The 26,604-nt window shown below is 40.4% G+C and carries 22 protein-coding genes and 1 pseudogene; 8 read left to right on the forward strand and 15 right to left on the reverse strand.

Annotated features, from left to right (window positions below; translation table 11 throughout):
- Positions 1–50: 50 nt before the first annotated feature.
- Both JZY04_RS16175 and JZY04_RS16180 read right to left on the reverse strand, forming a co-directional pair.
- Complete coding sequence (locus tag JZY04_RS16175) at positions 51–1,391, reverse strand: class I SAM-dependent RNA methyltransferase (protein ID WP_005779647.1); 1,341 nt, start codon at positions 1,389–1,391, stop codon at positions 51–53.
- Between the two features lie 76 nt (positions 1,392–1,467).
- The gene (locus JZY04_RS16180) at positions 1,468–2,367 is read right to left on the reverse strand and encodes a serine O-acetyltransferase (RefSeq protein WP_005779645.1); all 900 of its coding nucleotides are present in this window, start codon (positions 2,365–2,367) and stop codon (positions 1,468–1,470) included.
- 126 nt (positions 2,368–2,493) lie between these two features.
- Between JZY04_RS16180 and JZY04_RS16185 the strand changes: the two genes are divergently transcribed.
- Both JZY04_RS16185 and JZY04_RS16190 read left to right on the forward strand, forming a co-directional pair.
- Positions 2,494–4,524, forward strand: coding sequence for a histidine kinase (locus JZY04_RS16185; RefSeq protein ID WP_122143285.1), 2,031 nt, complete (start codon positions 2,494–2,496; stop codon positions 4,522–4,524).
- An 11-nt stretch (positions 4,525–4,535) separates the two neighbouring features.
- Entirely contained in the window at positions 4,536–5,291 is a 756-nt protein-coding gene (locus JZY04_RS16190) for a LytTR family DNA-binding domain-containing protein (RefSeq protein WP_122143265.1), read from the forward strand.
- A gap of 373 nt (positions 5,292–5,664) precedes the next feature.
- Here JZY04_RS16190 and JZY04_RS16195 read toward each other — a convergent pair whose 3' ends face one another.
- Positions 5,665–6,060 carry a DUF3836 domain-containing protein gene (locus tag JZY04_RS16195; protein WP_005779642.1) on the reverse strand — a complete coding sequence of 132 codons (396 nt, stop codon included), beginning with the start codon at positions 6,058–6,060 and terminating at the stop codon, positions 5,665–5,667.
- 269 nt (positions 6,061–6,329) lie between these two features.
- Entirely contained in the window at positions 6,330–9,137 is a 2,808-nt protein-coding gene (gene polA / locus JZY04_RS16200) for a DNA polymerase I (protein ID WP_122143286.1), read from the reverse strand.
- A gap of 85 nt (positions 9,138–9,222) precedes the next feature.
- Here polA and JZY04_RS16205 point away from each other — a divergent pair, with 85 nt between their 5' ends.
- Complete coding sequence (locus tag JZY04_RS16205; protein ID WP_022011643.1) at positions 9,223–10,197, forward strand: polyprenyl synthetase family protein; 975 nt, start codon at positions 9,223–9,225, stop codon at positions 10,195–10,197.
- A 5-nt stretch (positions 10,198–10,202) separates the two neighbouring features.
- Here the strand turns inward: JZY04_RS16205 and JZY04_RS16210 are convergent, their stop codons facing one another.
- The 7 genes from JZY04_RS16210 to mnmG all read right to left on the reverse strand — a co-directional run bounded on the left by JZY04_RS16210 (position 10,203) and on the right by mnmG (position 17,379).
- Complete coding sequence (locus JZY04_RS16210; RefSeq protein WP_005779637.1) at positions 10,203–10,910, reverse strand: DUF1266 domain-containing protein; 708 nt, start codon at positions 10,908–10,910, stop codon at positions 10,203–10,205.
- A gap of 400 nt (positions 10,911–11,310) precedes the next feature.
- Complete coding sequence (deoC, locus tag JZY04_RS16215) at positions 11,311–12,213, reverse strand: deoxyribose-phosphate aldolase (RefSeq protein WP_005812349.1); 903 nt, start codon at positions 12,211–12,213, stop codon at positions 11,311–11,313.
- A complete protein-coding gene (locus JZY04_RS16220) occupies positions 12,200–12,538 on the reverse strand; it encodes a nucleotide pyrophosphohydrolase (RefSeq protein ID WP_005779634.1) in 339 nt (112 codons plus the stop codon). The genes deoC and JZY04_RS16220 overlap by 14 nt, the downstream gene beginning before the upstream one ends.
- Positions 12,538–12,990, reverse strand: a complete 453-nt coding sequence (dtd, locus tag JZY04_RS16225; RefSeq protein ID WP_122143266.1) for a D-aminoacyl-tRNA deacylase — start codon at positions 12,988–12,990, stop codon at positions 12,538–12,540. The genes JZY04_RS16220 and dtd overlap by 1 nt, the downstream gene beginning before the upstream one ends.
- Before the next feature lie 45 nt (positions 12,991–13,035).
- Complete coding sequence (uvrC, locus tag JZY04_RS16230) at positions 13,036–14,862, reverse strand: excinuclease ABC subunit UvrC (RefSeq protein WP_005779632.1); 1,827 nt, start codon at positions 14,860–14,862, stop codon at positions 13,036–13,038.
- A gap of 51 nt (positions 14,863–14,913) precedes the next feature.
- Positions 14,914–15,450, reverse strand: a complete 537-nt coding sequence (locus JZY04_RS16235; protein WP_022011645.1) for an adenine phosphoribosyltransferase — start codon at positions 15,448–15,450, stop codon at positions 14,914–14,916.
- Positions 15,451–15,501: 51 nt separating this feature from the next.
- The gene (mnmG, locus tag JZY04_RS16240) at positions 15,502–17,379 is read right to left on the reverse strand and encodes a tRNA uridine-5-carboxymethylaminomethyl(34) synthesis enzyme MnmG (protein ID WP_122143267.1); all 1,878 of its coding nucleotides are present in this window, start codon (positions 17,377–17,379) and stop codon (positions 15,502–15,504) included.
- Between the two features lie 923 nt (positions 17,380–18,302).
- Here mnmG and JZY04_RS16245 point away from each other — a divergent pair.
- On the forward strand, positions 18,303–19,409 hold the full coding sequence (locus tag JZY04_RS16245; RefSeq protein WP_122143268.1) for a DUF4848 domain-containing protein: 1,107 nt from the start codon (positions 18,303–18,305) through the stop codon (positions 19,407–19,409).
- Between the two features lie 13 nt (positions 19,410–19,422).
- Positions 19,423–20,145 (forward strand): porin family protein, encoded by a 723-nt coding sequence (locus JZY04_RS16250; protein ID WP_250706874.1) that lies wholly within the window; start codon positions 19,423–19,425, stop codon positions 20,143–20,145.
- A gap of 440 nt (positions 20,146–20,585) precedes the next feature.
- Here the strand turns inward: JZY04_RS16250 and JZY04_RS21545 are convergent.
- Together JZY04_RS21545 and JZY04_RS21345 are read right to left on the reverse strand one after the other, a co-directional pair.
- Positions 20,586–21,251 (reverse strand): annotated as a pseudogene (locus JZY04_RS21545) (transposase).
- The gene (locus tag JZY04_RS21345) at positions 21,221–21,352 is read right to left on the reverse strand and encodes a transposase (protein WP_309294930.1); all 132 of its coding nucleotides are present in this window, start codon (positions 21,350–21,352) and stop codon (positions 21,221–21,223) included. The pseudogene JZY04_RS21545 and the gene JZY04_RS21345 overlap by 31 nt, the downstream one beginning before the upstream one ends.
- Positions 21,353–21,769: 417 nt before the next feature.
- Between JZY04_RS21345 and JZY04_RS16265 the strand changes: the two genes are divergently transcribed.
- The 3 genes from JZY04_RS16265 to JZY04_RS16275 all read left to right on the forward strand — a co-directional run bounded on the left by JZY04_RS16265 (position 21,770) and on the right by JZY04_RS16275 (position 24,843).
- On the forward strand, positions 21,770–23,467 hold the full coding sequence (locus tag JZY04_RS16265; RefSeq protein WP_122143271.1) for a tetratricopeptide repeat protein: 1,698 nt from the start codon (positions 21,770–21,772) through the stop codon (positions 23,465–23,467).
- Positions 23,468–23,640: 173 nt separating this feature from the next.
- A complete protein-coding gene (locus JZY04_RS16270; RefSeq protein ID WP_122143272.1) occupies positions 23,641–24,081 on the forward strand; it encodes a DUF3244 domain-containing protein in 441 nt (146 codons plus the stop codon).
- A 141-nt stretch (positions 24,082–24,222) separates the two neighbouring features.
- Positions 24,223–24,843, forward strand: a complete 621-nt coding sequence (locus tag JZY04_RS16275) for a hypothetical protein (protein ID WP_122143273.1) — start codon at positions 24,223–24,225, stop codon at positions 24,841–24,843.
- An 82-nt stretch (positions 24,844–24,925) separates the two neighbouring features.
- On the opposite strand, the gene ybeY is transcribed toward JZY04_RS16275, so the two are convergent.
- A complete protein-coding gene (gene ybeY, locus JZY04_RS16280; RefSeq protein WP_122143274.1) occupies positions 24,926–25,345 on the reverse strand; it encodes an rRNA maturation RNase YbeY in 420 nt (139 codons plus the stop codon).
- Between the two features lie 13 nt (positions 25,346–25,358).
- The gene (locus JZY04_RS16285) at positions 25,359–26,591 is read right to left on the reverse strand and encodes a nucleoside recognition domain-containing protein (RefSeq protein WP_005812336.1); all 1,233 of its coding nucleotides are present in this window, start codon (positions 26,589–26,591) and stop codon (positions 25,359–25,361) included.
- Between the last annotated feature and the right edge of the window lie 13 nt (positions 26,592–26,604).

Below are 26,604 nucleotides of genomic sequence, written 5' to 3' on the forward strand. Positions count from 1 at the left end.
GCCGGATGGCAGCCGATTCATCCATTTACAAGCTTCTGTCGGGAAATAGCTTAGTCTTCCTGAGGTTTCTCGATTCTTGGCTCACGATTCCCTTTGAATTCTCTCGGTTTTCTGTCTCCGTATCCCGAACTACGTTCTTCACGCGGTCTTCTTTCCCCTCTGAATCCGCCTTCTTCCCGGCGTGGCTTGAATTCTCTTCTTTCTCTTGGAGCACGTTCGCTGTTTTCATCACTGCCTTCCTGACCCTTGAATTCCTTATATTTACCGTCGAAGATCTGGTATTTGCGGAACTCACACTCCAGGGGACCATTGAATAACGGGGTTTTTATACTCGGTTTCAGTCCGATCTGGTCGAAGCATTCTTCACGGTAAGACAGTATCCATGCATCGTTTCCGACAAAAGCATGTTTGAGGCGTTCGCCGATCATATTATACAGTCCCAGAAGGTCGTTGGTCGAGATACGTTCTCCGTAAGGGGGATTGGTTATGATAATCGACTTTTCAGCCGGTTGTTCAAATTGCTGGAATGGTTGCAATTTCAGGATAATGTCTTTCGATACTCCCGCTGCCTTTACATTATGGGTTGCTATCTCATTGGCTTTCGGGTTATTGTCGTAACCATATATCTTATGGGTGAACTCACGTTCCTGGCTGTCATCGTTGTATATCCGGTCGAACAGATCCTGATTGAAGTCTCCCCATTTTTCAAAAGCAAATTCTTTTCGGAATACTCCCGGGGCAATATTACGCGCAATTAAAGCCGCCTCGATGGGAATAGTACCCGAGCCACACATTGGGTCAATCAAGTCGCACTCGCCTTTCCATCCCGTCATTAAAACCATCCCGGCTGCCAGAACCTCGTTCAATGGAGCTTCTACAGCTTCCTGGCGATAACCTCTCCGGTGAAGTGATTCACCCGAAGAGTCGAGTGAGAGGGTACAGGTGGTCTGTGCAATGTGGATGTTCAGTAGTACATCCGGCTTGCTGATGCGTACAGAAGGACGCTTTCCGTTCAATTCGCGGAAATAGTCGACAATGGCATCTTTTACTTTGTAAGAGACGAACTTGGAATGACGGAATTCATCGCTGAATACTACTGCGTCAACGGCAAAAGTCTTGTCTACATCCAAGATCTCTTCCCAGCGAATGGCTTTGATCTGTTCGTAAACAGCGTCAGCATCTTTTGCGGTGAAGTGCTTGATGGGTTTTAGAATACGGATTGCAGTACGCAGGCAGAAATTTGCTTTGTACATCATCTCTTTGTCACCGGTAAAAGAAACCATACGGCGTCCTATTTGTACGTCGTTTGCTCCAAGTGTTGTCAATTCCCCTGCCAGTATCTCTTCCAGTCCCTGAAAGGTTTTGGCAATCATTTCAAATTGTTCGCTCATAAAATGGATAACATGCCAGTGTGTTAATGCTCCGGTTATGGACCGTGCGACCGGCGTTTTAATGTTGTTAATTATATTATTTTTTTGCTTTTGTCTGTACGATTCTGGCTCCTGCCGGTATGTTTTCGGTTACCCAAATATTACCGCCTACGGTGGCGTCACGTCCGATGGTAATCCGCCCCAGAATGGTAGCGTTGGAGTAGACAATCACATTGTCTTCCAGAATGGGGTGGCGTGGAATACCTTTAATCGGTTTGCCGTCAGCATCCAGGGGGAAGCTTCTTGCACCCAGTGTCACTCCCTGATAGAGTTTCACGTTATTGCCAATGATACTTGTGGCTCCGATCACCACACCGGTACCGTGGTCAATGGTGAAATGTGTGCCGATTCTTGCACCCGGATGTATATCGATTCCGGTTTCACTATGTGCCATTTCGGTAATGATACGCGGAATTAGCGGTACTCCTAATTCCAGGAGTTCGTGTGCGATGCGATAGTTGCTGATCGCTTTAATGGCGGGATAGCAGAAGATCACTTCACCGAAACTTTGTGCGGCAGGGTCACCATTGTAGGCTGCTTCCACATCTGTGGCCAAAACACGACGCAGATGGGGGAGTTTACTGATGAACTTAGCCGCCAGACGAGCCGCTTCTTCACGTTTCGACTCGGTGCATTCATTGCATTGGTCACCATTGCCAAAACACAATCCGGCAAGAATTTGCTCTGTGAGCAGATTGAACAGTTTTTCTACATTGACACCGATATGGTAGTTGATAGTGCGGCTGTTGACTGTTGAGTTTCCGTAATATCCCGGGAAGAGAATGGAGCGCGCTAATTCGATAACATCGCACAATACCCGTGGCGAGGGCAATGGCTCACCGTCTTTATGTTGGTGAAACAGTCCTTTGTATGATTCGCTTTCCGATAGCTCATCGACTGTTTGTGTCAGGATGTGAGTGAAGTTCAGTGGACTCATTATGAGGCTATTCTAATTATATTGGCTACAAAGATATGAATAATTGCGCATAAAAAGTAGTTCGTTTGTTATCGAATTTAAAAAAAGGATGTATTTTTGTTGGGTATTACACGTGAAATCAAAACAATGAGGCATAAAACAAACCGGGCAATTGTATTTTTTTGTTTGTTATTACTGTTAACGGGCTGTAAACAAAACACAAGCCATTCTGATTTAGCTATTCCGGGCATGAGTCCGGACTCTGTGGAACGGTGCGCCCAGGATTCATTGTTTACCAATACTCAATATTCACGTCATCTGTTGCGACAAGCCTTATCGGGCACCTCTGACAGCCTATCCTATTACCGTCTTTTATCATTCTATTCCAAATCTTATTTTGTTACAGCGGATTTTGATTCAATCCTGTATTATAATCAGTTTATTAAGCGTTTTTGCGACAAGGTTACACCTTCACCGGAGGTACATGATTTGCTTTCTACCGTTTATAATATAGAGGGTAACGTTCTGATGCAGCGTACTCTGCCCGACTCTGCAATCATCTCCTATGAAAAAGCATACAAAGAAAGGTTACATGGAAAGGAGCCGGGCTATCTGCCTGACTTATGCATAAATCTGGCTGATGCCAATGTTCATAAAGGAGATTATACGTATGCTGCGTATTACTATCGCCGGGCCTTGTTTCTTTGCGATTCCCTCGGATTACCGGATCGTAATAAGTTTCCGGTTTACTATGGTCTCGGACAGACATACATGGAATTGCGCGACTTTGAACTTTCCAATCATTATTATGAGTTGGCCGGGGCTTTTTTTGACCGGATGAGCGTTTCTGAGAAATGGACTTATCTGAATAACCGGGGAAATCATTTTTATTATAAGAAAGATTACCCCCAGGCTGTCTGTTACATCAGTCGTGCATTGGATGTGGTAGAGTCTTATCCGCAAATGGTTTTTGAGCAGAATCTTTGTAAGGCAAATCTCGGTGAGCTTTATGTGATAACCAATAAACTGGACTCTGCGCAACTATATCTGGACGAAAGTTATAGGTTCTTCTCCGAAATCGGGAATCAATCGGCACTCTATTACATAGAGACACAAATGATTGAGCTTGCACTTAAAAAGGGGAATGTGGCTCTTGCCGGACAAATTATCAAACGCTCGGCCAATTATGGACATATAGATGCCAATATGATAAACATACGTAATCACTATCTTCAGCATTATTACGAACGGGTAGGGGATTATAAAAAGGCTTATGAATATCAGAAATACGATCTTCAACTTAATGATTCTATTCGCAATGAACGGGTTCGTACTCGCGTTGCAGAATTGGATATGCGTTATCGGCAGGATACGATTGTGATGCGTAGAGAGTTGGTGATTGAGAAACAAAGAGGGGAGATGAAGGAACTGAAACTGACAGCATATATATGGGCTTTGGTTTGTATTGTATCTGTTGTCGTGGCAGGATGTATTTATTGGTATATGAAGAAGAAGCGTATGTTTCTTCAGGAACGGCATATCAATCAGATCGGGCGTCTTCGCATGGAGAATATTCGGAACCGGATTTCACCCCATTTTACATTTAATGTGCTGAATCGTGAGATTAGTCAGTTTAAGGGTGACGGGGCTTTGTGTGATGATCTTACGGAGCTGGTCAGGCTGCTTCGTAAGAGTTTGGAGTTTACGGAGAAACTTAGCGTTTCTCTTTATGATGAACTGGAATTTGTGAAAACCTATATTCGTCTGGAGCAGGGACGGCTCGGAGATGATTTTTCAATGGATATAAAGATCGAAGAGGGCTTGGATATTCAACAAGTGATCATCCCCTCAATGATTGTACAGATACCGGTAGAGAATGCGTTAAAACATGGGCTGGCCGGAATCGAAGGTTTAAAGTCGCTCCGCATATCAGTCTGCCGGAGAGGCAATGGTATATTGGTTGATATTTGTGATAATGGGCGTGGATATTCACCACAAACTATGTCATCTGCGCGTGGGACAGGAACAGGGTTGAAGGTACTTTATCAGACCATTCAGCTATTGAATGATAAAAATCGAGAGAAGATATGTTTCGAGATAAAAAATCTGGCGAATAATGGGCAGACCGGAACACAGGTTTTAGTCTATATACCATTTGGCTATTCTTACAATTTATAAAGATAGGAAATATGTATAAGGTGATTATTATAGATGATGAGAAGGCTGCTATTGAGGCTTTGCGTCGGGATCTGGAAATGCAGGCTGATCTGGAGATAAAAGGGACAGCCGGCAATGGGGCAAAAGGGAAGAAGCTTATCATGGATATACATCCTGACCTCTTGTTCCTGGATATAGAATTGCCTGATATTCAAGGAATCCGTTTGCTTAGTGAGATTCGTGAGCAGGTCTTGTGGGACATGAAAGTCGTTTTCTATACTGCTTATGATAAATATTTGCTGCAGGCTCTGCGTGAGTCAGCCTTCGATTATTTGCTGAAACCTTATGATACTGAAGAACTGAACTTGATTATTGAGCGTTACCGTAAAACAATGGCTGCTGCCCAACCCATTCCCTCTTTCTCTTCTGTTGTCGGCACTTTAATTCCCGGTAGGGATCTATTTATGATCAGTACAGTGACAGGTTTCAGATTTCTCCGTCTTGAAGAAATAGGATATTTTGAATATTTGAAAGATAAGCGCTTGTGGCAAGTGGAGCTTTTTAATCAAACAAAGCTTTGTTTGAAGAAAAATACAACGGCTGGGGATATAACCGGTTACTCCGATGCATTCGTACAGATCAGCCAGTCGGCCATAATCAACATCAATTATTTGGCAATGATTAAAAGTAAGCAGTGCCTGCTTTATCCTCCTTTTAGTGATAAAGAGGACTTAGTTATTTCACGGGGATTTTTGAAGGAGTTGCAAGAACGCTTCTGTATAATTTAAGGTTTTTCTGTCAGATAAGCTTTTATTTTGCCATTTATCCTTTGTCTGCAACCATATATCCTATTTTTAGATAAAGAGGAGTTGTTGTACTCTCTCTTTGCTTGTATCTTTGTGAGGTACGATTACTCTTAAAAAATACTGAGATGAACAGTATTAAACAATTAAACAATTCTCTTGATAGTTAACTGGTTGGGTAAAGCCGGAGCTTTTTGTGAAAAAACTCCGGCTATTTTGTAGGGGTACTTTTAAAGGTCATTTCTTTGATTTACTCTTTTATGTTTCACGTGACACAAAAAAAAGACCGAAGCTACTGCAACGGTCTTTTCAGAGTATGTATTGTGTTAGATCTTTAAGAGAGTAAAGTATTGGAGAACTATAGATTAGGGTTATCCATTGTAACAGTCATTTCCGGAGCCAGTATAAATTCTTGTTTCCGGTTATTCCATTTATAATAGTTTGTAGTAACAGTTTTGCCTTCGTATGTATAGCGAACGAGCAGATCATTTTCCCAGTTATTTTTATAGCTGTTCCATTTCATGGTCTGACTTTCAATCATACGTTTATTGGTATCGTATTTATAGTTGTATTTCATGTAATTGGCCAAAGAAGAACCTTCCATTTTATAAACGGTTTGTCCTACAAGCATGCCGTTTTCTTCTTCAGAGTTATAAATAAGATTGTTATCATAGTTCCGTGCACAAACTGTAATGCTGCTTACTAAAAGAACTGCTGATAATACTGCTGTTTTTAAAAATCCTGTTGTTTTCATGATATCTGTTTTTAAGTCTTTGAATTGTCAAATTTCCAATGTTAGTTGGTTTTAATGGCGACAAAGTTACATATAAAACGGATATAAATGCATAAAGCCCGAAGTTTTTTATCATATTGTCAATTGTTGGCTTCCGGTTGAGATTACTTTTTGATCCATTTAATAGAAAAAAGATATCCGGCAGGTAGTTTGCCGGATATTTATATAAACAGTAAGTATTTTTAGATGCTTTTTAAGCAGCTTTTTGAATGAATGGTTAATGATTGTTATCAATGTGCTTGCAGCCAGTTTGTACCCCATCCGCAATCTGCTTTTAAAGGGACATGCATACGATAGGCTTTCTCCATTTCTTCAATAACCACTTGCTCTACTATCTCTTTTTCTTTTACCGGTACACTGAAGTTTAGTTCATCGTGTACTTGCAAAATCATTTTAGCTTTCAAGCCTTCCGCTTTAAAACGTTCATAAATACGAGCCATAGCAACTTTGATTATGTCCGCTGCACTTCCCTGTATCGGAGCATTGATTGCATTGCGTTCTGCATATCCCCGCACTACCGCATTGCGTGAGTTGATATCCGGCAGGAAGCGTTTGCGATGGAAAATGGTTTCAACATAGCCGTGTTCACGCGCCACTTGAATACTTTTGTCCATGTAGGCTTTTACTTGCGGATAAGTTTCAAAATAACCGTCTATCAGTTCTTTGGCTTCTTTGCGGTCTACATTCATACGTTCGGCCAAACCGAAAACGGAAATACCATAAATGATGCCGAAGTTGGCAGTCTTGGCTTTACGCCGCATGTCTGCAGTTACCTCCTTTATATCTACTTTATAGATCTTAGCCGCTGTAGCAGCATGAATATCATAGCCGCTGAGAAAAGCATCAATCATGTTTTTATCTTCGCTCAAGTGCGCCATTATACGTAATTCAATCTGTGAATAGTCGGCGGAAAAGAAGCTGCAACCGTCATCGGGAATAAAGGCTTTACGGATTTCTTTGCCATCTTCGTCCCGGATCGGAATGTTTTGCAGATTAGGGTTACTGGAACTGAGTCTTCCTGTTGCAGTAACAGTTTGATTGAATGAGGTATGTATGCGGCCTGTTCTTGGATTGATCAGTTGCGGAAGAGCATCGATGTAAGTGCTTAATAGTTTCTTTAGCCCTCTGTATTCCAATATTTTACCGATAACATCATGCTTGTTGCGTAAGCTTTCTAAGACCTCTTCTGAGGTGACGTACTGTCCGGTCTTTGTTTTTTTAGCTTTTTCTACTATTTTCAATTTATCGAACAGTATTTCTCCTACCTGTTTGGGGGATGCAATGTTGAATTCTTCTCCGGCGAGGTTATAGATCTCTTTTTCGATACTCTGTAATCTTGTGGTGAAGTGCTCTGACGATTGTTTCAATGCTTCCGTATCTAAACGGACTCCGTTGCTTTCGATATTGACAAGAACGGGAACAAGAGGCATTTCTATTTCATAAAATAATTTCTCAGCATCATTCTTTTTTAATTCCTGTTCCAGGATATTTTTTAGCTTAAGCGTGACATCTGCATCTTCACAGGCATACAGATAAACATCTTTGGGAGAGAGGTCGCGCATGTTTTTTTGTCCTTTTCCTCTCGGCCCAATTAACTCTTCAATGTGGATCGTCTGATAATGCAGGTAGATTTCTGCCAGATAGTCCATGTTATGCCGAAGCTCCGGTTGGAGTACATAATGTGCCACCATGGTATCAAAGAGTCTGCCTCGGATTTCAATGCCATAGTTCTGAAGAACGAGCATGTCATACTTTATGTTTTGTCCAACCTTGAGTGACTTATCGTTTTTGAAAACAGATTCAAATTCCCGAACGATTTTAGTCGCTTCTTCTCGTCCCGCCGGTACCGGAATATAAAATGCCTGATTTTCGGCGATACTAAAGCTCATTCCGACCAACTCTGCATCCATCGGATCTGTTCCGGTTGTTTCCGTATCTAACGCAAGAATTTCTGATGTCAGCAATTTTTTAATTATTTCCTGTCTTTTTGATTCAGTATCAATGAGTTGATAGTCGTAGGTCAATGAATTTAAGCTTTCCTGATTTGATTTTTTCTCTTCAGTTGGAGTGTCGGGCGTAAATTCTTCGAAGAGATTACCTTGAATGGGACTATTTTCTTGACTAAACAGTGGTCCGGCAGGAGAGGGGGACGGTGATGATTCTTTTTTGAATATCCGTTCCATCAATGTACGAAATTCCAGCTCCTCAAAGATTTTGCGGAGTGCTTCTTCGTCTGCTTGTTCGCGGACAAGTGAATTCATGTCGAGTTGGATCGGTACATCTATTTTAATTGTTGCCAGGAACTTTGAGAAAATGATCATTTCCCGGTTCGTTTCAACTTTTGTCTTCAATGCTCCCTTCAACTGATCGGTATGTTCAAGGAGATTTTCAATGCTGCCAAACTCAGCAATTAATTTCTGAGCTGTTTTTTCTCCTACTCCCGGGCATCCCGGAATATTATCGGAGGAGTCACCCATCAGTCCGAGCATATCGATAACCTGTGCCGGAGATTGGATATCGAATTTAGCTTTTACTTGTTCTATCCCCATTACCTCAAATTCCTTATCTCCATATTTGGGGCGATACATGAATACATGATCCGTTACCAGTTGACCATAATCTTTGTCGGGAGTCATCATGTAAGTGGTGATACCCTGTTTCCCGGCTTCTGTTGCCAAAGTCCCGATTACGTCATCTGCTTCGTATCCCGACACTTCGAGGATGGGAATTCGGTAAGCTCTGATGATATCTTTTATAATAGGTACGGAAAGGCGGATTGCTTCCGGAGTTTCTTCGCGTTGGGCTTTGTATTGCTCAAAAGCTTCGTGGCGGAACGTGGGGCCTGACGGGTCGAATGCAACTCCGATGTGAGTGGGGTTCTCTTTTTTCAATACTTCTTCCAGAGTGTTAACGAATCCCAGTATAGCCGATGTATTAAATCCCTTGGAATTAATGCGGGGATTTTTTATGAACGCATAGTACGCCCGATATATAAGAGCATAAGCATCTAAGAGGAACAGTTTGCTGTTTTGATTCATATTTTTCAGTTTTTTCATGGTAAAAGTACAAAAAAATACCGTATTAACCGTTTTATTATTACTTTTGTGCTCAAATAGTGTGTGCATGGATAGCTTATCTTTAATAAAGTCCCCGATTACTACGGAGCTGGAAGATTTCAAAAATCTGTTTGATAGTTCTCTGTCCAGTTCAAATCTTTTGCTTAATAATGTGATTGCTCACATCCGGCAGAGGAATGGTAAGATGATGCGCCCTATTCTTGTGTTGCTTGTAGCAAAGCTTTATGGAGAAATAAAGCCTGCTACTTTACATGCAGCTGTATCCCTTGAACTTCTTCATACGGCAAGTCTGGTGCATGATGATGTAGTGGACGAAAGCACGGAACGTCGTGGTCAACTGTCAGTAAATGCTATTTTTAATAATAAAGTAGCGGTATTGGTGGGGGATTTTCTTTTGGCAACGAGTCTGGTACATGCCGAGCGCACTCGCAACCATGATATTATCGGTGTGGTAGCATGTTTAGGACAAGATCTGGCAGAAGGAGAAATACTGCAACTTTCCAATGTCAGTAACCGAGAATATTCCGAAACGATTTATTTTGATGTTATCCGCAAGAAGACAGCTGCTCTTTTTGCCGCATGTACCAAGGCTGCAGCGCTTTCGGTAGAAATAACCGATGAAAAGGCTGAATTTGCGCGTCTTTTTGGCGAAAATATTGGAATCTGCTTCCAGATAAAAGATGATATTTTCGATTATTTTGAGAGTAAAGAGATTGGTAAACCTACCGGAAACGATATGCTGGAGGGTAAGTTGACTTTACCCGCATTGTATGTACTTAATACTACTAATGATGCATGGGCGCAGGAAATGGCTCTCAAAGTGAAGGATGGTACGGCTACAGTAGACGAAATAGCCCGTTTGATTGAGTTTATCAAACAAAACGGAGGGATAGAGTATGCCATAAAAGTAATGTACGAATATAAAGAACGCGCTCTTGATTTACTGCGTATACTCCCGGATTCGGCAGTAAAGACTGCCCTGATTACATATGTGGATTATGTCGTTGATCGAGATAAATAACTTTTTTATTTCAGTGTTCTTTTTTTCCATGGGCTTTCTTCATCTTCTGTCGCTTTTCGGTAGAGGCTAATATTTCTTTCCTGTTTTTCTTTTTCAGAAGCCTCCATTGCTTGTCCCAAAAGGAAACTTTTTCCTACTTCAGTCCAATTGCTAAAAGCTTGCATACATTGTTGGCCCGCCGAACAAATATAATTCCACGCAAGGTCTTCATTAATATATCCGGTATCGTAGGCTATCCGTACCAGGCATACCATTCTTCCCATATCCCATGCTAATACTCCTTTTTTTAAGTCTTCTTCTTTGATTTCAACAGCCTGACCAGCTTTTGTACAAGTGATAAAATTGTGTAGGTTGTTGCATTTTCGTATGAAAAGTTCAATGCCGAAAAAACGCTCCCGTAGCTTTTCCTCCAGTTCTTTGGGAGCATATTCTGACAGTAGAAAGGGTAGGAGAATACTGAATGAAGTACGGTCGCCTTCATCATGCAGGAAGTGAATCATTTCAATAACAGCCGTTTCGTTTTTGATTCTTGGACTTCTCTGAAGAAGTTTAGAGAGGGTTTCTTGGTTTGCTCCTGTTGTCAGACTATCTACATAGAAATGCTCTTGCAGACTTGGAATCAGACTGATAAATAATCCGGTTTCCTTTGCCTTGTCTAAACTCTCCCTTTGTTGGTTCCGGTTGAATTGTTGAAATAATGCCTGTTCTGTCATACTCTTGTTTATTTTAATTCTTTGTTAACCGAAAAGCGTGAGAACTGTTGCTCTGTATCTTTCCTGGGGCTTCGGCAAGCCGTTATGATGATACAAGCAACAGTCTCACGCTCCGTTCGATATATAACAAGAGTATATACGTGAAGGTGCGTGAGACCCGTTTGCTTATTACCTTTCATAACATGAATTTTGCCGAATTCCAGGAAAAAGATAATAATTGAAACGTTCTCTAATACAATGATTTAGCCTATTCTCTGTGGGCTAATATCAACGCAAAGATAGAAAAATCTTCTGACTTCTCTATAGGTAACTTTAGTTTTTCTTAAATAAAAATACCGTGTCACCCCACATTAATAAAGGGGACGACACGGCATGACATATTTGATTGCTAATGTAGCCTTTAGAAGAATTTTAGTTCTTCGCCTTTGATTTCAGACAGGAGCAGATTTGCCAAACGACTGGTTCCCAAACGGAACAGTTTGTTACTAAGCCATTCTTCACCTAATATCTCTTTTACAATGGTATAATAAATCAAGGCATCATTTACGCTGTTAATGCCGCCGGCCGGCTTAAAACCTATTTTATTTCCGGTTTGTTCGTGGTATTCTTTGATGGCCTGGCACATTACATAAGCTGCTTCCGGAGTTGCTGCCGGTTGCTGTTTTCCGGTGGATGTTTTGATGAAATCGGCTCCGGAATACATCGATAGGATAGAAGCTTTTTTAATGTTAGAGGCAGTCTTTAGAGCACCTGTTTCAAGGATTACTTTCAGATGATGTTCTTTACAAGTTTCCTTTAGCTCCATAATTTCTTCACACATCGTTTCGTAGTCACCGTTTAGAAATGCCCCTACAGGAATCACGATATCTATTTCGTCGGCTCCGTCAGCCACTGCCATTGCGGTTTCTGCTATCTTTATTTCAGTAAATGTTTGCGAAGAGGGGAATCCTCCTGATACGCAAGCGATATTTACACCTTCCACCTCGAGTGTGTCTTTTACCACCTGTGCAAAATTAGGATATACACAGATTGCCGCAACGTTCTTCAGATCAGGAAATTCATTATCGAACTGATTCACTTTTTCAGTGAATCTCATGACACTTTCATCGCTGTCTGTCGTATTGAGTGTGGTCAGATCAATACAGTTGAAAAGGAATTTTTTTACCTCCTCCGTATTGTTCTCCGGTACTTTTTTATCGATTAATGCTGCAACTTGAGCCTGTACGTCAGCATCGTTCAGTTGCGTGTTGTACTTAGCCAGAGCGGTCAGGTACTTGTCTTGAGGAGTATCATTCATTTCCATGTTCTCTCAGTTTTGGATTGTTGATATGTCTTTTATTATCTCTTTGAGTTTTCTTTTCCAGATTTCGTGCAAATGCCTCTGTGAGGTTTACGCCGGTTTGGTTCGCGATACACAGGAGCACCCAGAGTACGTCTGTTATTTCGTCACTGATGTTGTCTTTTTCGCCTTCCTTAAAAGATTGATCGCCATATTTGCGAGCCATAATGCGGGCCAATTCGCCTACTTCTTCGGTGAGAACAGCCATATTGGTCAGTTCGCTGAAATAACGTACACCGTATTCGTGTATCCACGAATCGACGGCTTTCTGTGCTTCTTCTAATGTCATTATTCCTTGTTTTTGGTATCAATACAAATAGTTACAGGCCCATCGTTCAATAATTCTACTTTCATATCGGCTCCGAATTCTCCTGTTCCCACTTTCTTCCCTAATGCACAACTCAAATCTTTGCAGAATTGTTCATAAAGCGGGATTGATATTTCCGGTTTGGCGGCCTTAATATAGGATGGACGGTTTCCTTTTTTTGTAGATGCGTGTAGCGTAAACTGACTGATTACCAATATATCACCTCCCGCATCTAAGATTGATTTATTCATAACTCCGTTTTCGTCATCAAAGATGCGGAGATTTACGATTTTCTTGCACAGCCAGTCAATATCCTCCTGTCCGTCCGTATCTTCAATACCTGTCAGAATCATCATTCCTTCCCGAATTGCGGATTTACAGTGTCCGTCAATTGTGACTGAAGCGTGGCTGACGCGTTGTATAACTACTCTCATTCGAATTATATTGCTTAATCTTTACTATTGCAAAGATAGCTATTTTTAGCGATTATTGAGACCCTCTTTTACGATTTTTGCCTTCGATTCACCTATTACTGTGGCCACTTCTTCCATAGAAGCTTCTTTGATACGTTTTACGCTTTTGAACTCTTTCAGCAGGAGGGTTTTCGTTTTCTCCCCGATTCCCTTGATGCTGTCCAGAGCGGATGATACCTGTCGTTTGCTACGTTTGTCTCTATGGAAAGTAATGGCGAAGCGGTGTACTTCATCCTGGATCTGTTCCAATAGCCGGAATAAAGGGCTATGCTGTTTGATGCCGATTGTTTGAGGTGGGAAGCCGAAAAGCACTTCAGAAGTTCGGTGTTTGCGGTCTTTGGCAAGCCCGGCAATAGGGATGTCCAGTTGCAACTCTTCCATTACTTGTCTGACTACCTCCATTTGCCCCTTTCCACCGTCAGTGATAATCAGGTCGGGCAGGGGGGATTCTTCCTCTAAGACGCGTTGGTATCGTCTTCTGACAACCTCTTTCATTGAGGCATAATCATCGGCACCTACAACTGTTTTGATATTGTATTTTCTATAATCGTTCTTTGATGGCTTTGCTTTCTTAAAGACTACGCAGGCTGCCACTGCATCTGTTCCCTGGATATTTGAGTTATCAAAACATTCTATTTGCATCGGTAATCTGTCCAGATGTAGCTCCTGCTGAATCTCCTTCATCAGACGCATACTGCGTTGTTCGGGATTCAGTTTTTCAGCTTGCTTCATCCTGTCAGCCTTATATTGTTTTACGTTGAGTAGAGATAGTTCCAGCAGCTTCTTTTTATCGCCTCGCTGAGGTATGGTGAATGTGACGTTGTTCAACTCCATTTCTATATCGAAAGGAACGATAATCTCACGCGAGGCGCTTTTGTAACGTTCTCTCATTTCGATAATGCCCAATGTGAGCAGTTCTTCTTTTGTTTCATTCAGTTTCTTCTTGTACTCAAAAGTGAAAGCCTGATTGATAGCTCCGTTTGTGATATGGAGATAATTGATGAAAGCTGATTTCTCACCGTCTTCTTCAATCGAGAATACATCTATGTTATGCAGTACCGAACTGACAACCTCGGATTTTGAACGGTAATTTTCGATTAATGCGTATTTTTCTTTCACCTTTTGTGCTTCCTCGAATTTCATTTCAGCGGCTAATTCCTGCATCTGTTGGTACAGCATTTTGCTTATTTCCTGAGTATTCCCTTTAAGGATCTCTTTTATTTCAGAGATGTTTTTCAGGTATTCTTCTTGTGATTGCAGTCCGATGCATGGTCCGGCGCAGTTTTTGATGTGATATTCAAGGCATACATTGAACTTCCCTGCACGGATGTTCTCAGGTGAAAGGTTTAGGCTACATGTGCGTAAAGGGTATAAGTGCTTTATCAAATCGAGTACGGCATGCATGGACGGAGCGTGACTATATGGGCCGTAATAGGATGAACCGTTTCGGATGATACGCCTGGTTTTGAATACTCTTGGAAAGTATTCGTTCTGTACACAGATGGACGGATATGTTTTATCGTCTTTCAGCAGGACATTGTAACGCGGCTTATACTTCTTGATCAGGTTATTTTCAAGCAATAACGCGTCTTCCTCCGAATTTACCACGATGTAGCGTATGTCTGCGATCTTGCTTACTAATACACGGGTTTTTCCGGGTTGATGTTCTTTGCTGAAATAGGAATAAACTCTTCGTTTCAGGTTTTTTGCTTTTCCTACATAGATAATGGTGCCTTCGGCATTCAGATATTGATAAATGCCGGGCTTTTCAGGAAGGTTTGAAACAATTCCTTTTAAGTATTCGCTGGTTTTAAGTTCTTGATCTGTATTCATAAAAAAGGGCATAGTGATTATCACTATGCCCTGCAAATATATTCATTTTATTTATAACGACAATACGGATTGTACCTCTACGTCTTTGTCGTTTTCGAATACTTTTTCCCCATTCAACTCTTTTAATTCAATAATGAAGTTGATATATACTTTCTTCGGATGGAGTTTCTTTACGAGATTACAGGCAGCTTTCATTGTGCCTCCGGTTGCCAGCAGGTCATCGTGCAATAATACTACATCATTTTCGTTCAAGGCGTCTTTATGTATCTGCACTGTATCTTTGCCGTATTCTTTGTCATAGCTTTCTTCCATTGTCTCGGCAGGGAGTTTCCCGGGTTTGCGGATAGGTATGAATCCTGCTCCGAGGCGGGTTGCGAGAATCGGTCCCATAATAAAGCCCCGTGATTCGATACCTACTACCTTGGTGATCCCTTTGTCTTTGTACATTTCGTACATAATATCCGAGAGCTCCTGGAGGCGCTCCGGGTCTTTGAACAGTGTAGTGACATCATAGAATAAAATTCCGGGTATTGGGAAATCCGGTATTTCCCGGATACTTTTTTTAAGCTTCTCTTTGCTCATAATCATTGTTTTATATCGTTTCTTTAAATGTTTTGTTTCACGTGAAACGCAAGTGCCCTATCGTCCGGAAAGGACCAGTAATACGTTGATGTCGCTTGGCGAAACACCGGGGATCCGGCTTGCTTGCGCTATTGTTTCGGGATCGATTTTCTTAAGCTTCTGCCGGGCTTCAGTCGAAAGTGATTGAAGATTGTCATAATCGAACTTGCCTTTTATCTTAATACTTTCAAGTCTCGCCAACTTGTCAGCGATGATGCGTTCCCGTCCAATGTAGCCTTCATATTTGATTAGAATTTCTGCAGCTTCCAGAATTTCGTCTTTCCTTTCATCTGTGATTTTTTCTAATTCGCGTTTAAATGCCGGTATGTGTTCGGAGATGTTCTCTATTGTAATTTGCGGACGATTAATCAAATCAATCAACTTGCATCCGTGGCGTAGGGGAGTAGTCCCTAATTTTTCAAGTGCATCGTTTATTAGTGCAGCTTTAATTGAATAGTTACGGGCAAAGTTTACGATGCTTTCTATTGCTTCACGCTTGCTCTTTAATAAAGCATAGCGGTCCTCTTTTACTAACCCCAATTTGTATGCTCTTTCTGTGAGTCGCATATCTGCATCGTCCATGCGAAGAAGAATGCGATATTCGGCTCGTGAAGTAAACATGCGATAAGGTTCGTCAACTCCTTTAGTCACGAGGTCATCGATTAATACGCCAATATATGCTTCATCTCTTGCTAAGGTGAAAGGCTCCCCGCCATGGCAATTGATGTGTGCATTAATACCTGCAATGATACCTTGTCCGCCGGCTTCTTCATATCCGGTAGTACCATTTACTTGTCCGGCGAAGAAGAGATTTCTGATTTTCTTCGATTCCAACGTGTGTTTTAGTTGTGTCGGATCAAAGTAGTCGTATTCGATAGCGTATCCCGGTCGATAAATAACGAGGTCTTTGAAAGCGGGAATCTTCTTCAGTGCTTTTATCTGTATATCCATCGGCAAAGATGAAGAGAATCCATTCAGATATAATTCCTGCGTAGTTTCCCCTTCCGGTTCAAGGAATAACTGGTGCTGTTCTTTATCGGGAAAGGTTACGATCTTTGTTTCGATACTCGGGCAATAGCGTGGTCCGATACTTTGTATTTGCCCGTTGAAAAGGGGAGAATCGGATAGGCCGTTGCGCAGAATGTCATGTACTTCTTCATTTGTAAAGCACGTCCAGCATTGCAATTGCTTAAGATGTCGCACACTGGTATTCATGAATGAGAATTTGTGGAAATCGCATTCACCATCCTGAGTGTCCATCAGTTCGTAATGTACGCTTCTTCCGTCAATACGTACAGGAGTGCCGGTCTTCATTCGTCCGTATTCAACGCCATGTTTCGCGATGGATTCGGTTAATTCGTAAGAGGCCGGTTCTGCCATACGTCCACCCGGAAGTTTTGTTTTTCCTACATGCATCAGTCCGTTCAGGAAAGTTCCTGCGGTCAATACGATGCATTTGGCGTGAAACGTCACATCCCAGAAAGTCTTCAGTCCCACAACCTCTCCGTTTTCAACGATAATTTCCTTTACGGTATCCTGCCAGATATGTAAATTAGGTATATTTTCTAATATTTCACGCCAGGCCCAGATAAATTTATTCCGGTCGCACTGTGCACGCGGGCTCCACATAGCCGGTCCTTTCGAACGATTTAGTATACGGAACTGGATAGCTGTCTGATCTGTTACCAATCCCATGTAGCCACCCAAAGCATCTATCTCACGTACAATTTGTCCTTTAGCAATCCCCCCTACAGCAGGGTTACAGCTCATTTGCGCCACCTTGTTCATATCCATAGTGATAAGACAGGTTTTTGAGCCTAAATTTGCTGCCGCTGCAGCAGCCTCACAGCCTGCATGTCCAGCACCAATTACAATAACGTCGTACTTAAAATCCATTGAATCAATGTTTATTTCTTAACCGCGCAAAGTTACGAAAAAGTTGCCAGTTGCGGGTTTTATGCAATAAGTTTTAAGTGTTTATAGGTATCACAAACCAATGATTTGATTTATCGATAAGATCTTAATTTTGCCTTTTTACTGTCAAAACGTTTGTGATTTGAACGTTTTAAAAAACGCTATTTGGGACGAAATGTTCTCAATAGCCAAAAATATGAGCAATTGGGGCTCTTTTGGAGCGTAGGCGGTCAAATGAAGTTAACTTCATACCTTCGGGAAGTTAACTTTTTGTTGATAAGATACTAATTCTTTCCAAGTACGAAGTTAACATCGTATTAGCATGAAGTTGGGTTTTTGTTAAAAGAGGATGAACTTTACACTCAATAAGCTATTTAATAGTGTAAAAAACACCTTTTCTTTTTCTGAAATTCATCAGAAGTGTTTATGCTATTAAATGTCTTTTTGTTGAATGCATCTATTTTTTGCTTTCTAATATCCATGTTCTGGTTTTCTGTTTGGTCTTTTTGCTTGGGAAGGGTATAAATTCTTATCTTATTGAATTTATCTAATTCAAAATGCCAGCGTTTTTTTGAGTATTGTTTCCGGTTGGACGGAAATAGAGCGTTTTAGAAAGGTTTAAAAATACAGAATGACAGATTGGCAATTGAAGCAAGCAGAGTTACGCTGCACCACTGAAGAGAAAGTATATTTGAGTAATTGCCTGTTTAAGGAGACTTCTATTTTAATCGTATCCGGGTACTAAGCAAACTTGGATTTTTAGAACATTGGCGGGAGAATGTTATCACATTTGGCTGTTTTCTTCTATAAATCAGCCCTTTACAATGCTACAGATGTTATCCATTTTTCTCTTTTACGAAAGGGGAATGGGGTAACTTTGCCATCGAATTAATTTTATATCAATTATGAAGAAGAGTTTATTGAAAGTTAGTAGCTTTGCGCTGCTATTGGGTGGTTGGCTATGTGCATGCCAAGATGACCAAATTGTGGATCAAAAGGTTAATTTAGACCATTCTAATACTATCCAATTAGTGGAAATAACAGATAATAATGAAGTTATTCCGGTTACATCCACTCGTGGTAATGTTGGTTCTGCTTCAAACTTAGCTCTTAGATTTGCTTCAGAGACGGATTATCTGGCAGCATTACGAGATATTGAGGGGAGAGATATTTCAGGAAAATTGCGTTTTGCTGATTCGTTGGGATTGACTTCAATGCAAAAGTTACTTCAACTTGCAGATGATGAATTGGAAAGTATCGGTGCTAATGCTTTGAATGAAAGTGATTTTAGGAATAAATATAATGCGTATAAAGAAAAATATTCAAAGTATTTTGTCTTTAATCAAGTTGATAAATCAGATTTATCTGCTTATATGCCGGCTGGTGATGAAAAAGCGTCTTTCGTTGTAGGTATAGGTCATAAAGTGGTAGTAGGCAATAGAGTGGAGCGCATTGACTTTCATCAAAGAATGAGTGTCGAAGATTCTTTGTTATTTGCAAATAGTCCTTCAAAAGCAGCTCAACCGTTTACGAGAGCTTTAAAACCGGAAGCAGAATGGCCTGTTAATAGTTTCAATGAACGTCCATTTAATGGGAAAAAAACCGTTTTTAATTTTAGACCTACGTCTGGCAGAGAATTTGAAATACATTTAGGTGCGCAAAAGAAAATGTGGTATGGATGGAAAAAAGATCCTGCAAGAGACTTTTATTTAAAATTTAGTGTAAGTAATTTTCAGTACGTTGTGGCGGGAGCTGGTGGTCATCCTGTTTGGACAAGTTCGCCGGAATATATTTATTCGTTTTTGGGAGCGAAAGGTAAAGTAAACATGACTATTGGGCGTGGATTAGGCGGAAATATTGAGGGGAAAGCATATGTCTGGACTGATCAAACTATTGAAAAGGATGCAAAGGGTAATGTGATAATGGAGCTGGTGAATAAAAGACCTTACCCGAAAGGTAATATCAATAATTCTTTGCCATGTAAGTTATCTTGGGCAAATGGTACTTATTAATTTTTTATGTTATATGAAAAAGATTTATTTTGTTTCTTTGATTATGTTAGTAGCTTCTATGAGCAGTATGGCTCAAGTGAAGTTTGGTATCGAAACCGGTATGACTGCTTCGCGCATAGTTTCAGGTCAGAGGATAACAGAGAGTGCTGCAAGTTCGGCCGGGGTACAGATTGGCCTGGTTGCCGATTTCACTTTTAGTAAAAAATGGTTGCTGATGTCCGGTTTGTCTTTTTTACAAAAAGGAGGCGGACTCAACAGGGAGTTGACTGTTAATGCCGGTCATGTGGATTTATACCAGGCTGGTCCTGCTTTTAATCATATCTCGTTTAAGATGAACTATCTGGAGCTTCCTCTAAAGCTGGGATATAAGTTTCAGTTAGGAGATAAACTCGATTTGATACCTTCTATTGGTATTTATGGAAGTTATGGTTTTAATGCAGGAAACTGTTCGTTGGATGTCTATCACTCCTATGAAAATTATGGAGCTTATGTGCCAACTCAATGGAAACCTTTTGATGGCTATTATAAGGTGGATGATGCAAACAGTAGCAGTGTGTCTGTCATTCCACTTAAAGAGTTGAGACATTGGGACTTTGGTGGAACTATAGGATTGAAAGCGGTTATTTCTAACCATTTCACTGCGTCTTTCAACTATTCACATAGTATAAGGGCAATTCAACGGCAGATGGATTTGCGTAATTCAAACTTTCAACTTTCAGTAGGGTATCAGTTTTAAATATCATACGATTTCATTGAATTAATAAGAAGGCTTAGAGTGATCTTTGTACCAATGTACAAAGATAGTCTAAACTTAATTGAAATAACAGCTTAGACCGGCATTTATTGCTGTGTCTAAGTTGTTATTTTCTGATTTCGTCAATGTGCCACTCCAATCAATTCATCCTATTCGGTTTGTCGAACAGAGGCTGGATGCTGTGATGTTTGTTGGTAAGAAAGAGCGTTTTTTGTGTAAAAATCCGCTCTCAGGCATTCTTGCTCTGATTGCCGTAATGGTCTTGGCTGTATCCAACGCTTTGCCAACACTTGGATTGATATGCTTTAGCTTAATGATCCTCGTGTAGAAGTAACAGAGGAAAAGGCATTCTCTGTTGTTACGCTTATATTCGTGGCAACAAGTGTTGAGGAAGGGGAGGAGTTGAATTTGCAGTCCGAATTTTATTTTGATTTGTGTTGACGTTTTTTATACACGCTGGTGGTCTTAATTAAAAAATGCGTATTTTTATAAAAATATTCAGAATCTGTTTTGAATTTATATAATAAGTTTTTAAGCATGATTTGGCAGAATGTAATTTGTAGCATTGCTTCTGCCGATTCTGTTTTATATTCATAATCCGCCGTCATTTTTCTGTAGTTTTCAATCCATGCAAACGTTCGTTCTACAATCCATCTGAGCGGAAGTACTTGAAACTTCTTTGACGATTCTTCAGGGCGAAGTACTACAGATAATTCTCAACTCCAATTCTTTACTGTATCCGCTAATTTTCCTCTATACCTATCGTCGGCTATAATCTTCTTCAATCTTGGGAATGAATACCGAAGCTGTTTTATAGGTTCGACAGCCCCTATACGGTCGTGGATATTGGCAGTATGAACCGTGGCTGCCATTGGTAAGCCAAGCGTGTTGACAAAAATATGTTCTTTTCTGCCTTTGACTTTCTTTCCACCATCCATACCATATTTACGGCTGTCTATATGATGAGACGTTCTTACACTTCCGGAACCTATGAGTCCGATACCGGGGCTGATAGCTTTGCCAAAAGCTTTTCGAACTGATTCTCGAAGATGATGCATCAACTCCTCAAAGATTCCTTCCGGTTCCATTTACGAAAATAGAAGTAAGCGGTCTGCCAAGGACTAAATTCCTTGGGAAGCATTCGCCACTGACAGCCGATCTTAGTAAGGTATAACATAGCATTTATCATTTCACGTAAGGGATGTTTTCGTTTCCTTTCTTTGGTTTCTACTATATTTTTTATAACTTACCACTGTTTATCAGTGAGGTTGGTTGGATAATTATTCATAACTTATGTCTTGGTAACCATAAGGTTAAGAGATGGTGTTTGATAAATCGGTTGATAAACAATATATTATATTGATCTTTTATAATTCAAAACAGCTTCTGAATATATTGTTCGTATAAATGGCAAATTGTTGTTTTATTGATATCGCGAGAATCGAAATACAGGCGTTTTTTTTAATGAGTCTTCCGGTTGGACGGAAATAGAGCGTTTTAGAAAGGTTTAAAAATACAGAATGACAGATAGACAGTTGTCTTCCCTTGAAAAATTTGGAAGTGGCTGAAAAGAATCGTAAGTTTGTCATCATAAAGCATTATAATTATGAATAAGACATTTGTCGGTTTTATCTTTTTATTGTCTTTAGTGAGCGGAGTAGTTTCTTGTCAACGTTCTTCGTCACCGTATCCGTATTCTTTGAGATATGCCGAGTCTTTGATGGAGATATCTCCTGAACGTACGTTGGCTTATCTTCGTAAACTTGATGTTTCTACTTATTCAGCGGGTGACCGAGCATATTTCAGTTTACTTTTGACACAGGCTACTGATAAAAACTTTTTGCCACTTCTTCCCTGTGATTCACTGATTGATGCCGCACTAGATTATTATGCTAAAAAAGATGGTATTAATTGGGCTAAAGCTTGGCTTTATAAAGGGCGGATCCAAAAACAAATGAATATGACTGAACAGGCTTTGAAGAGTTACTTTACTGCTTTGCAGGGAGTTGAAGGAAATACCGGGGAGGAATTAAAGCTGAAAGGAATGCTATATGAAGATATGGGATCAATTTATTTACATCAATCTCTTTATCAGAAAGCGTTTGATGCGTTTTATCGCTCTTATCAATGTGATTCTTTACTGAATGACCATAAAGTATTAATATATTCTCTTTCGAATATGGGATGGGTGCGTGTTGTTGAAGGAAAAGAAAAGGAAGCTTTGTTTTATCTCGATCAAGCCTTAGAGTTAGCATTGGCTTTGAAAGATTCTGTTTTTATGAGTAATATATACCAACGTATGAGCCTAAATTGTGAGAATGTTGACTCTGCATTTATGTATGCTCGTTTGGCCGAAAATTATCTGACGGAGAAGAATGATTCTATTAGTTACTATAGTTTGTGGTTAACATTTGGGGAACTATATTTGGATAAACAAGAGTTAGACTCTGCAGAATATTATTTAAAGCGTACACTTGATATTGCTGATTTTAAAAGGAAGATATTAGCGTCGTATTCTTTGGCTGAGGTTGAGAAGATTAGGGGTAACTATCAACGAGCTTTTGAATATCAGTCCTATTATGGCGATAATATAGACTCTATTTTTTCGTTAAACAAAGCCTCCGATATTGAGCGCTTGGCGTATAAATATGATTCAGAAGCAAAGGTAGCAAAAGAAAAGGAAAGGCATAGGCTTTTAGTCCAGCAGCTCTGTTATGGAGGAGTTTTGTTTGTGCTGGTTATTGCTATCATTTTTCAACGTATTTATAGGCGACGTCGAATAGCCCAGTTGCTGTACGAACAGCGTATAGCTCATTTAAATGAGCAAACAGCTTTATCTCAATTACAAATAGAACGTTTAGAGGCTCAAATCTCTGCTTTAAAACAGTCTGACATGGAGCGTGAACAGGAAATAGCTTTGAAACAGGCAGAATTGTGCCGTGTCATTGATGAAAAAGCACGCTTGCGTAACTGTCTGTTTGCAGAGACTTCTATTTTTAAGCGTATTCAAGAATTGAGCAGTCAGGCTAAGCCGGGGCAAGATGGAGTGAAAAGGGATCCGAAAGTTCTTCTTATCAAAGAACAGGAGCAATTGAAAGGTGTGTTATTTGATATTTATGATGATTATATCCGATACCTTAAGGATATCTATCCTAAAATAACCGATGATGACTGTATTTATTGTTGTTTGAAACTTTGTGAATTTGACGATCAAACCATAGCTTATTGTTTTGGTAATGTGAGTAGACAAATTGTGGCCCAGCGGCGTTTACGATTGAAGAAGAAAATGGTTGAAACCAATTGAATAAAGTCCTTTTGGAGCTTTGTGGGAGCCTGACAAGGTTTAAATGTTATTGTGCCTGACTGCTTTCTAATTGTTAATCTGTTGTTTATAATGTTGTCTATGTTATCTCGTTTCTTCTTTTTAGAAGGAGAAATGGGGTAATTTTGCAGTCAAAATAAAAACGATATGAAACAATGAAAGTGAGAAAGGACGTTCTATTTACAGGGCTTATACTCCTACAACTGTTGGCATTGCCTGGAGAGGTATATGGCATGGAGCATGCAGTTATGGCTGTCATGAAGAAAAAGCATAATGTGCATACGAATACGCATTTTTCAGAAGAAAGCCGGAGAGATATTTTACCTGTTGCTTGCGGTTATATTGAAGATAATCAACTGTTCTTAAGTTTTAGTTCTCCATTGAATAATATGAAGATACAAATTGTGGATTCTGAAACAGGGCAGACGGTTTTTGATGATACTATAACGGGTACTTCTTTCTCTATCCTTTTAGAACGAGATTTTGATAGCTTTGACATTTATATTTCAAATATTGACAACCAAAAATTATTTTACAATGAAGAGAATTTTGTTTGCAGCAATTTCTTTTGTCGTATTATTTCCCGCATGTGGTAATGATGTAGAAAACATTCAGGGGATGCTAATGTAAATTTTAAATCTCTTTATGATGAATATGAAGCAGCATGGGAATTGAAGGAGAGTATCGGCTGACGGTAGATACAGATAAAATAGCTAAATAATAACCAGTTACAGATTATGAAAAAATTAATTTTATTATTGTTTTTGTCTTTACCGATAGCTGTTTTCGGACAACAGGTAGAGAAAGGTAGTGGTATCATTCTGGGTATAGGCGGAGGGCATATTTCTTCTCATACTCCAAGTGTTTATGGTGGTTTACCTGTAGATAAAGGAAGTTCTTTTTTAGACCGGAAAGTTGTTTTGGAAGCCGGGTACCGTTTTCGTTTGGTGCCTCAGAAAGGACGTTTTTTTTATGATGTAGACGCACTGTTTGGATATAGTAAGTGTGATTATAGAATTAGCTATTTGCCTACTGAGGAGAATACAGTATATAGTGGACCATCCGGTGATAAACAGAATTTGTCTTTGTCATTGGCAGGAACATGTAACTTTCAAATAGTGAAAGGACTTCATGTAGGTGTGGGAGTACAACCAACCTATTATATATGGGAAACAAGAACATTTGATATTCCTGTATTGGCTAAAATTGGCTATGATTTTGGGCCTGCTGAACTTGCCTTCTCTTATAAACAAGGACTTGTGAAAAATAATAAGATTTCGGCTTTTAAAGATAGCCGTTTCTCAAACTGGCAATTCTCTGTTTATATTCCTTTGTCAAAGTGTCTGCTAAAAAAATAACCTGAACTTGAGTTTACCTGTAAAGGTGGAGTGGAGTAAATATGTAGGAATTACTCCATTCCATCTTATTATTTTTCAAGTATCACTGTTTCCTTATCGCCAATGCCCTGTTTTCTGCCGCTTCCATGATTTCCCGCTCTCTGGGTCCCTTGTCATTAATGCCGCAAAGGTGGAGGATTCCATGAATGATGGTACGGTGTAATTCCTCGTCATAAGTCGTGTTGAATTGCTCTGAGTTAGTCTTTACCGTTTCCAGGCTAATAAATAAATCTCCAGAAAGACGGTCACCCTGACAATAGTCGAAGGTGATGATGTCTGTATAGTAATCATGTTGTAAGTACTGGCGGTTTACTTCCAGTATTTTTTCATCCGAACAGAATATATAGGCGATTTCACCGATTCTTTTCCCATAAGTGGCAGCTACGGCTTTGATCCATTCGGTAGTCTCGCGTTTCTTGATATCGGGCATTTTGACACCCTCTGTTTGATAAGTTACGGCCATAATTGTTTTTATTTTAAAAGAAGAATAAATAACTGATTAGAATTGCTGCAATGATTCCGGCAAAATCGGCAATCAGTCCGCACGTCACCGCATTACGTGTTTTCGTGATGCCTACGCTGCCGAAGTAAACAGCCAGAATATAGAAAGTAGTATCGGAAGCTCCGCGAACCACACAGCTCACACGTCCGACAAATGAATCGGGTCCGAATTGCTTCATGGTATCGATCATCAAGCCATTGGCACCGCTTCCACTGAGTGATTTCATTAAGGCAGTCGGCAGTGCACCTACAAAACCGGTGTCAAGCCCACAGAATGCCACAATGGAGCCGATACCTCCAACGAGTATATCCATAGCCCCCGAAGTACGGAAAACCGCGATTCCAACGAGGAATGCCACCAGGTAAGGAATGATGCGGACTGCTGTGGTGAAGCCTTCTTTGGCACCTTCTACAAAAGAATCGTATACGTTGATTTTTTTTCGAATGCCTGTGCCGATAAATAATATGATGACAGAAAACAGGATCACATTGGCTGTCAAGGTGGAATAAATTCCCATATCTTCGCGTGAAAGCGTAGCTGTCAGGTAAATGATTCCGCCAAAGAAAAGGCTCAGGCAACCCATAAGTGTCAATATCGCTTTGTTTATCAGATTGATGCGCTGGGAAATACTGACAGCGATGACTCCTACCAGTGTGGAGATAAAGGTACTTAGCAAGATGGGGATGAAAATATCCGTTGGCTGTGCAGCTCCCATCTGTGCCCGGTAGACCATAATGCTGATAGGGATGATGATCAATCCGGAAGTATTTATCACCAGGAACATAATCATGGGGTTACTGGCGGTGTCTTTCTTAGGGTTCAGTTCCTGTAACTCTTTCATGGCTTTCAGTCCCATGGGGGTAGCGGCATTGTCGAGTCCCAGCATATTGGCAGACATATTCATAAAAATAGAACCCATGACCGGATGTCCTTTCGGAATATCCGGAAACAAGCGGCAGAAGACCGGACTCAGCCAGCGTGAGAGGGCATTGATCAGTCCGCTGTTTTCACCGATTTTCATTATTCCGAGCCAAAGGGACAAGACACCGGTGAGTCCGAGGGAAATCTCGAATGCTGTTTTAGATGAATCGAAAGTAGAATTGATAATCTCCGTGAATATTTGGGTATCGCCGAAGAACAGGAGTTTGCAGACGGCAACTACGAAAGCAATCACAAAGAACGCAATCCAGATATAATTTAGAACCATAAATATACCCGTT

It is taken from the genome of Bacteroides sp. 11BF (assembly GCF_019633765.1).
Lineage (GTDB): Bacteria > Bacteroidota > Bacteroidia > Bacteroidales > Bacteroidaceae > Bacteroides > Bacteroides hominis.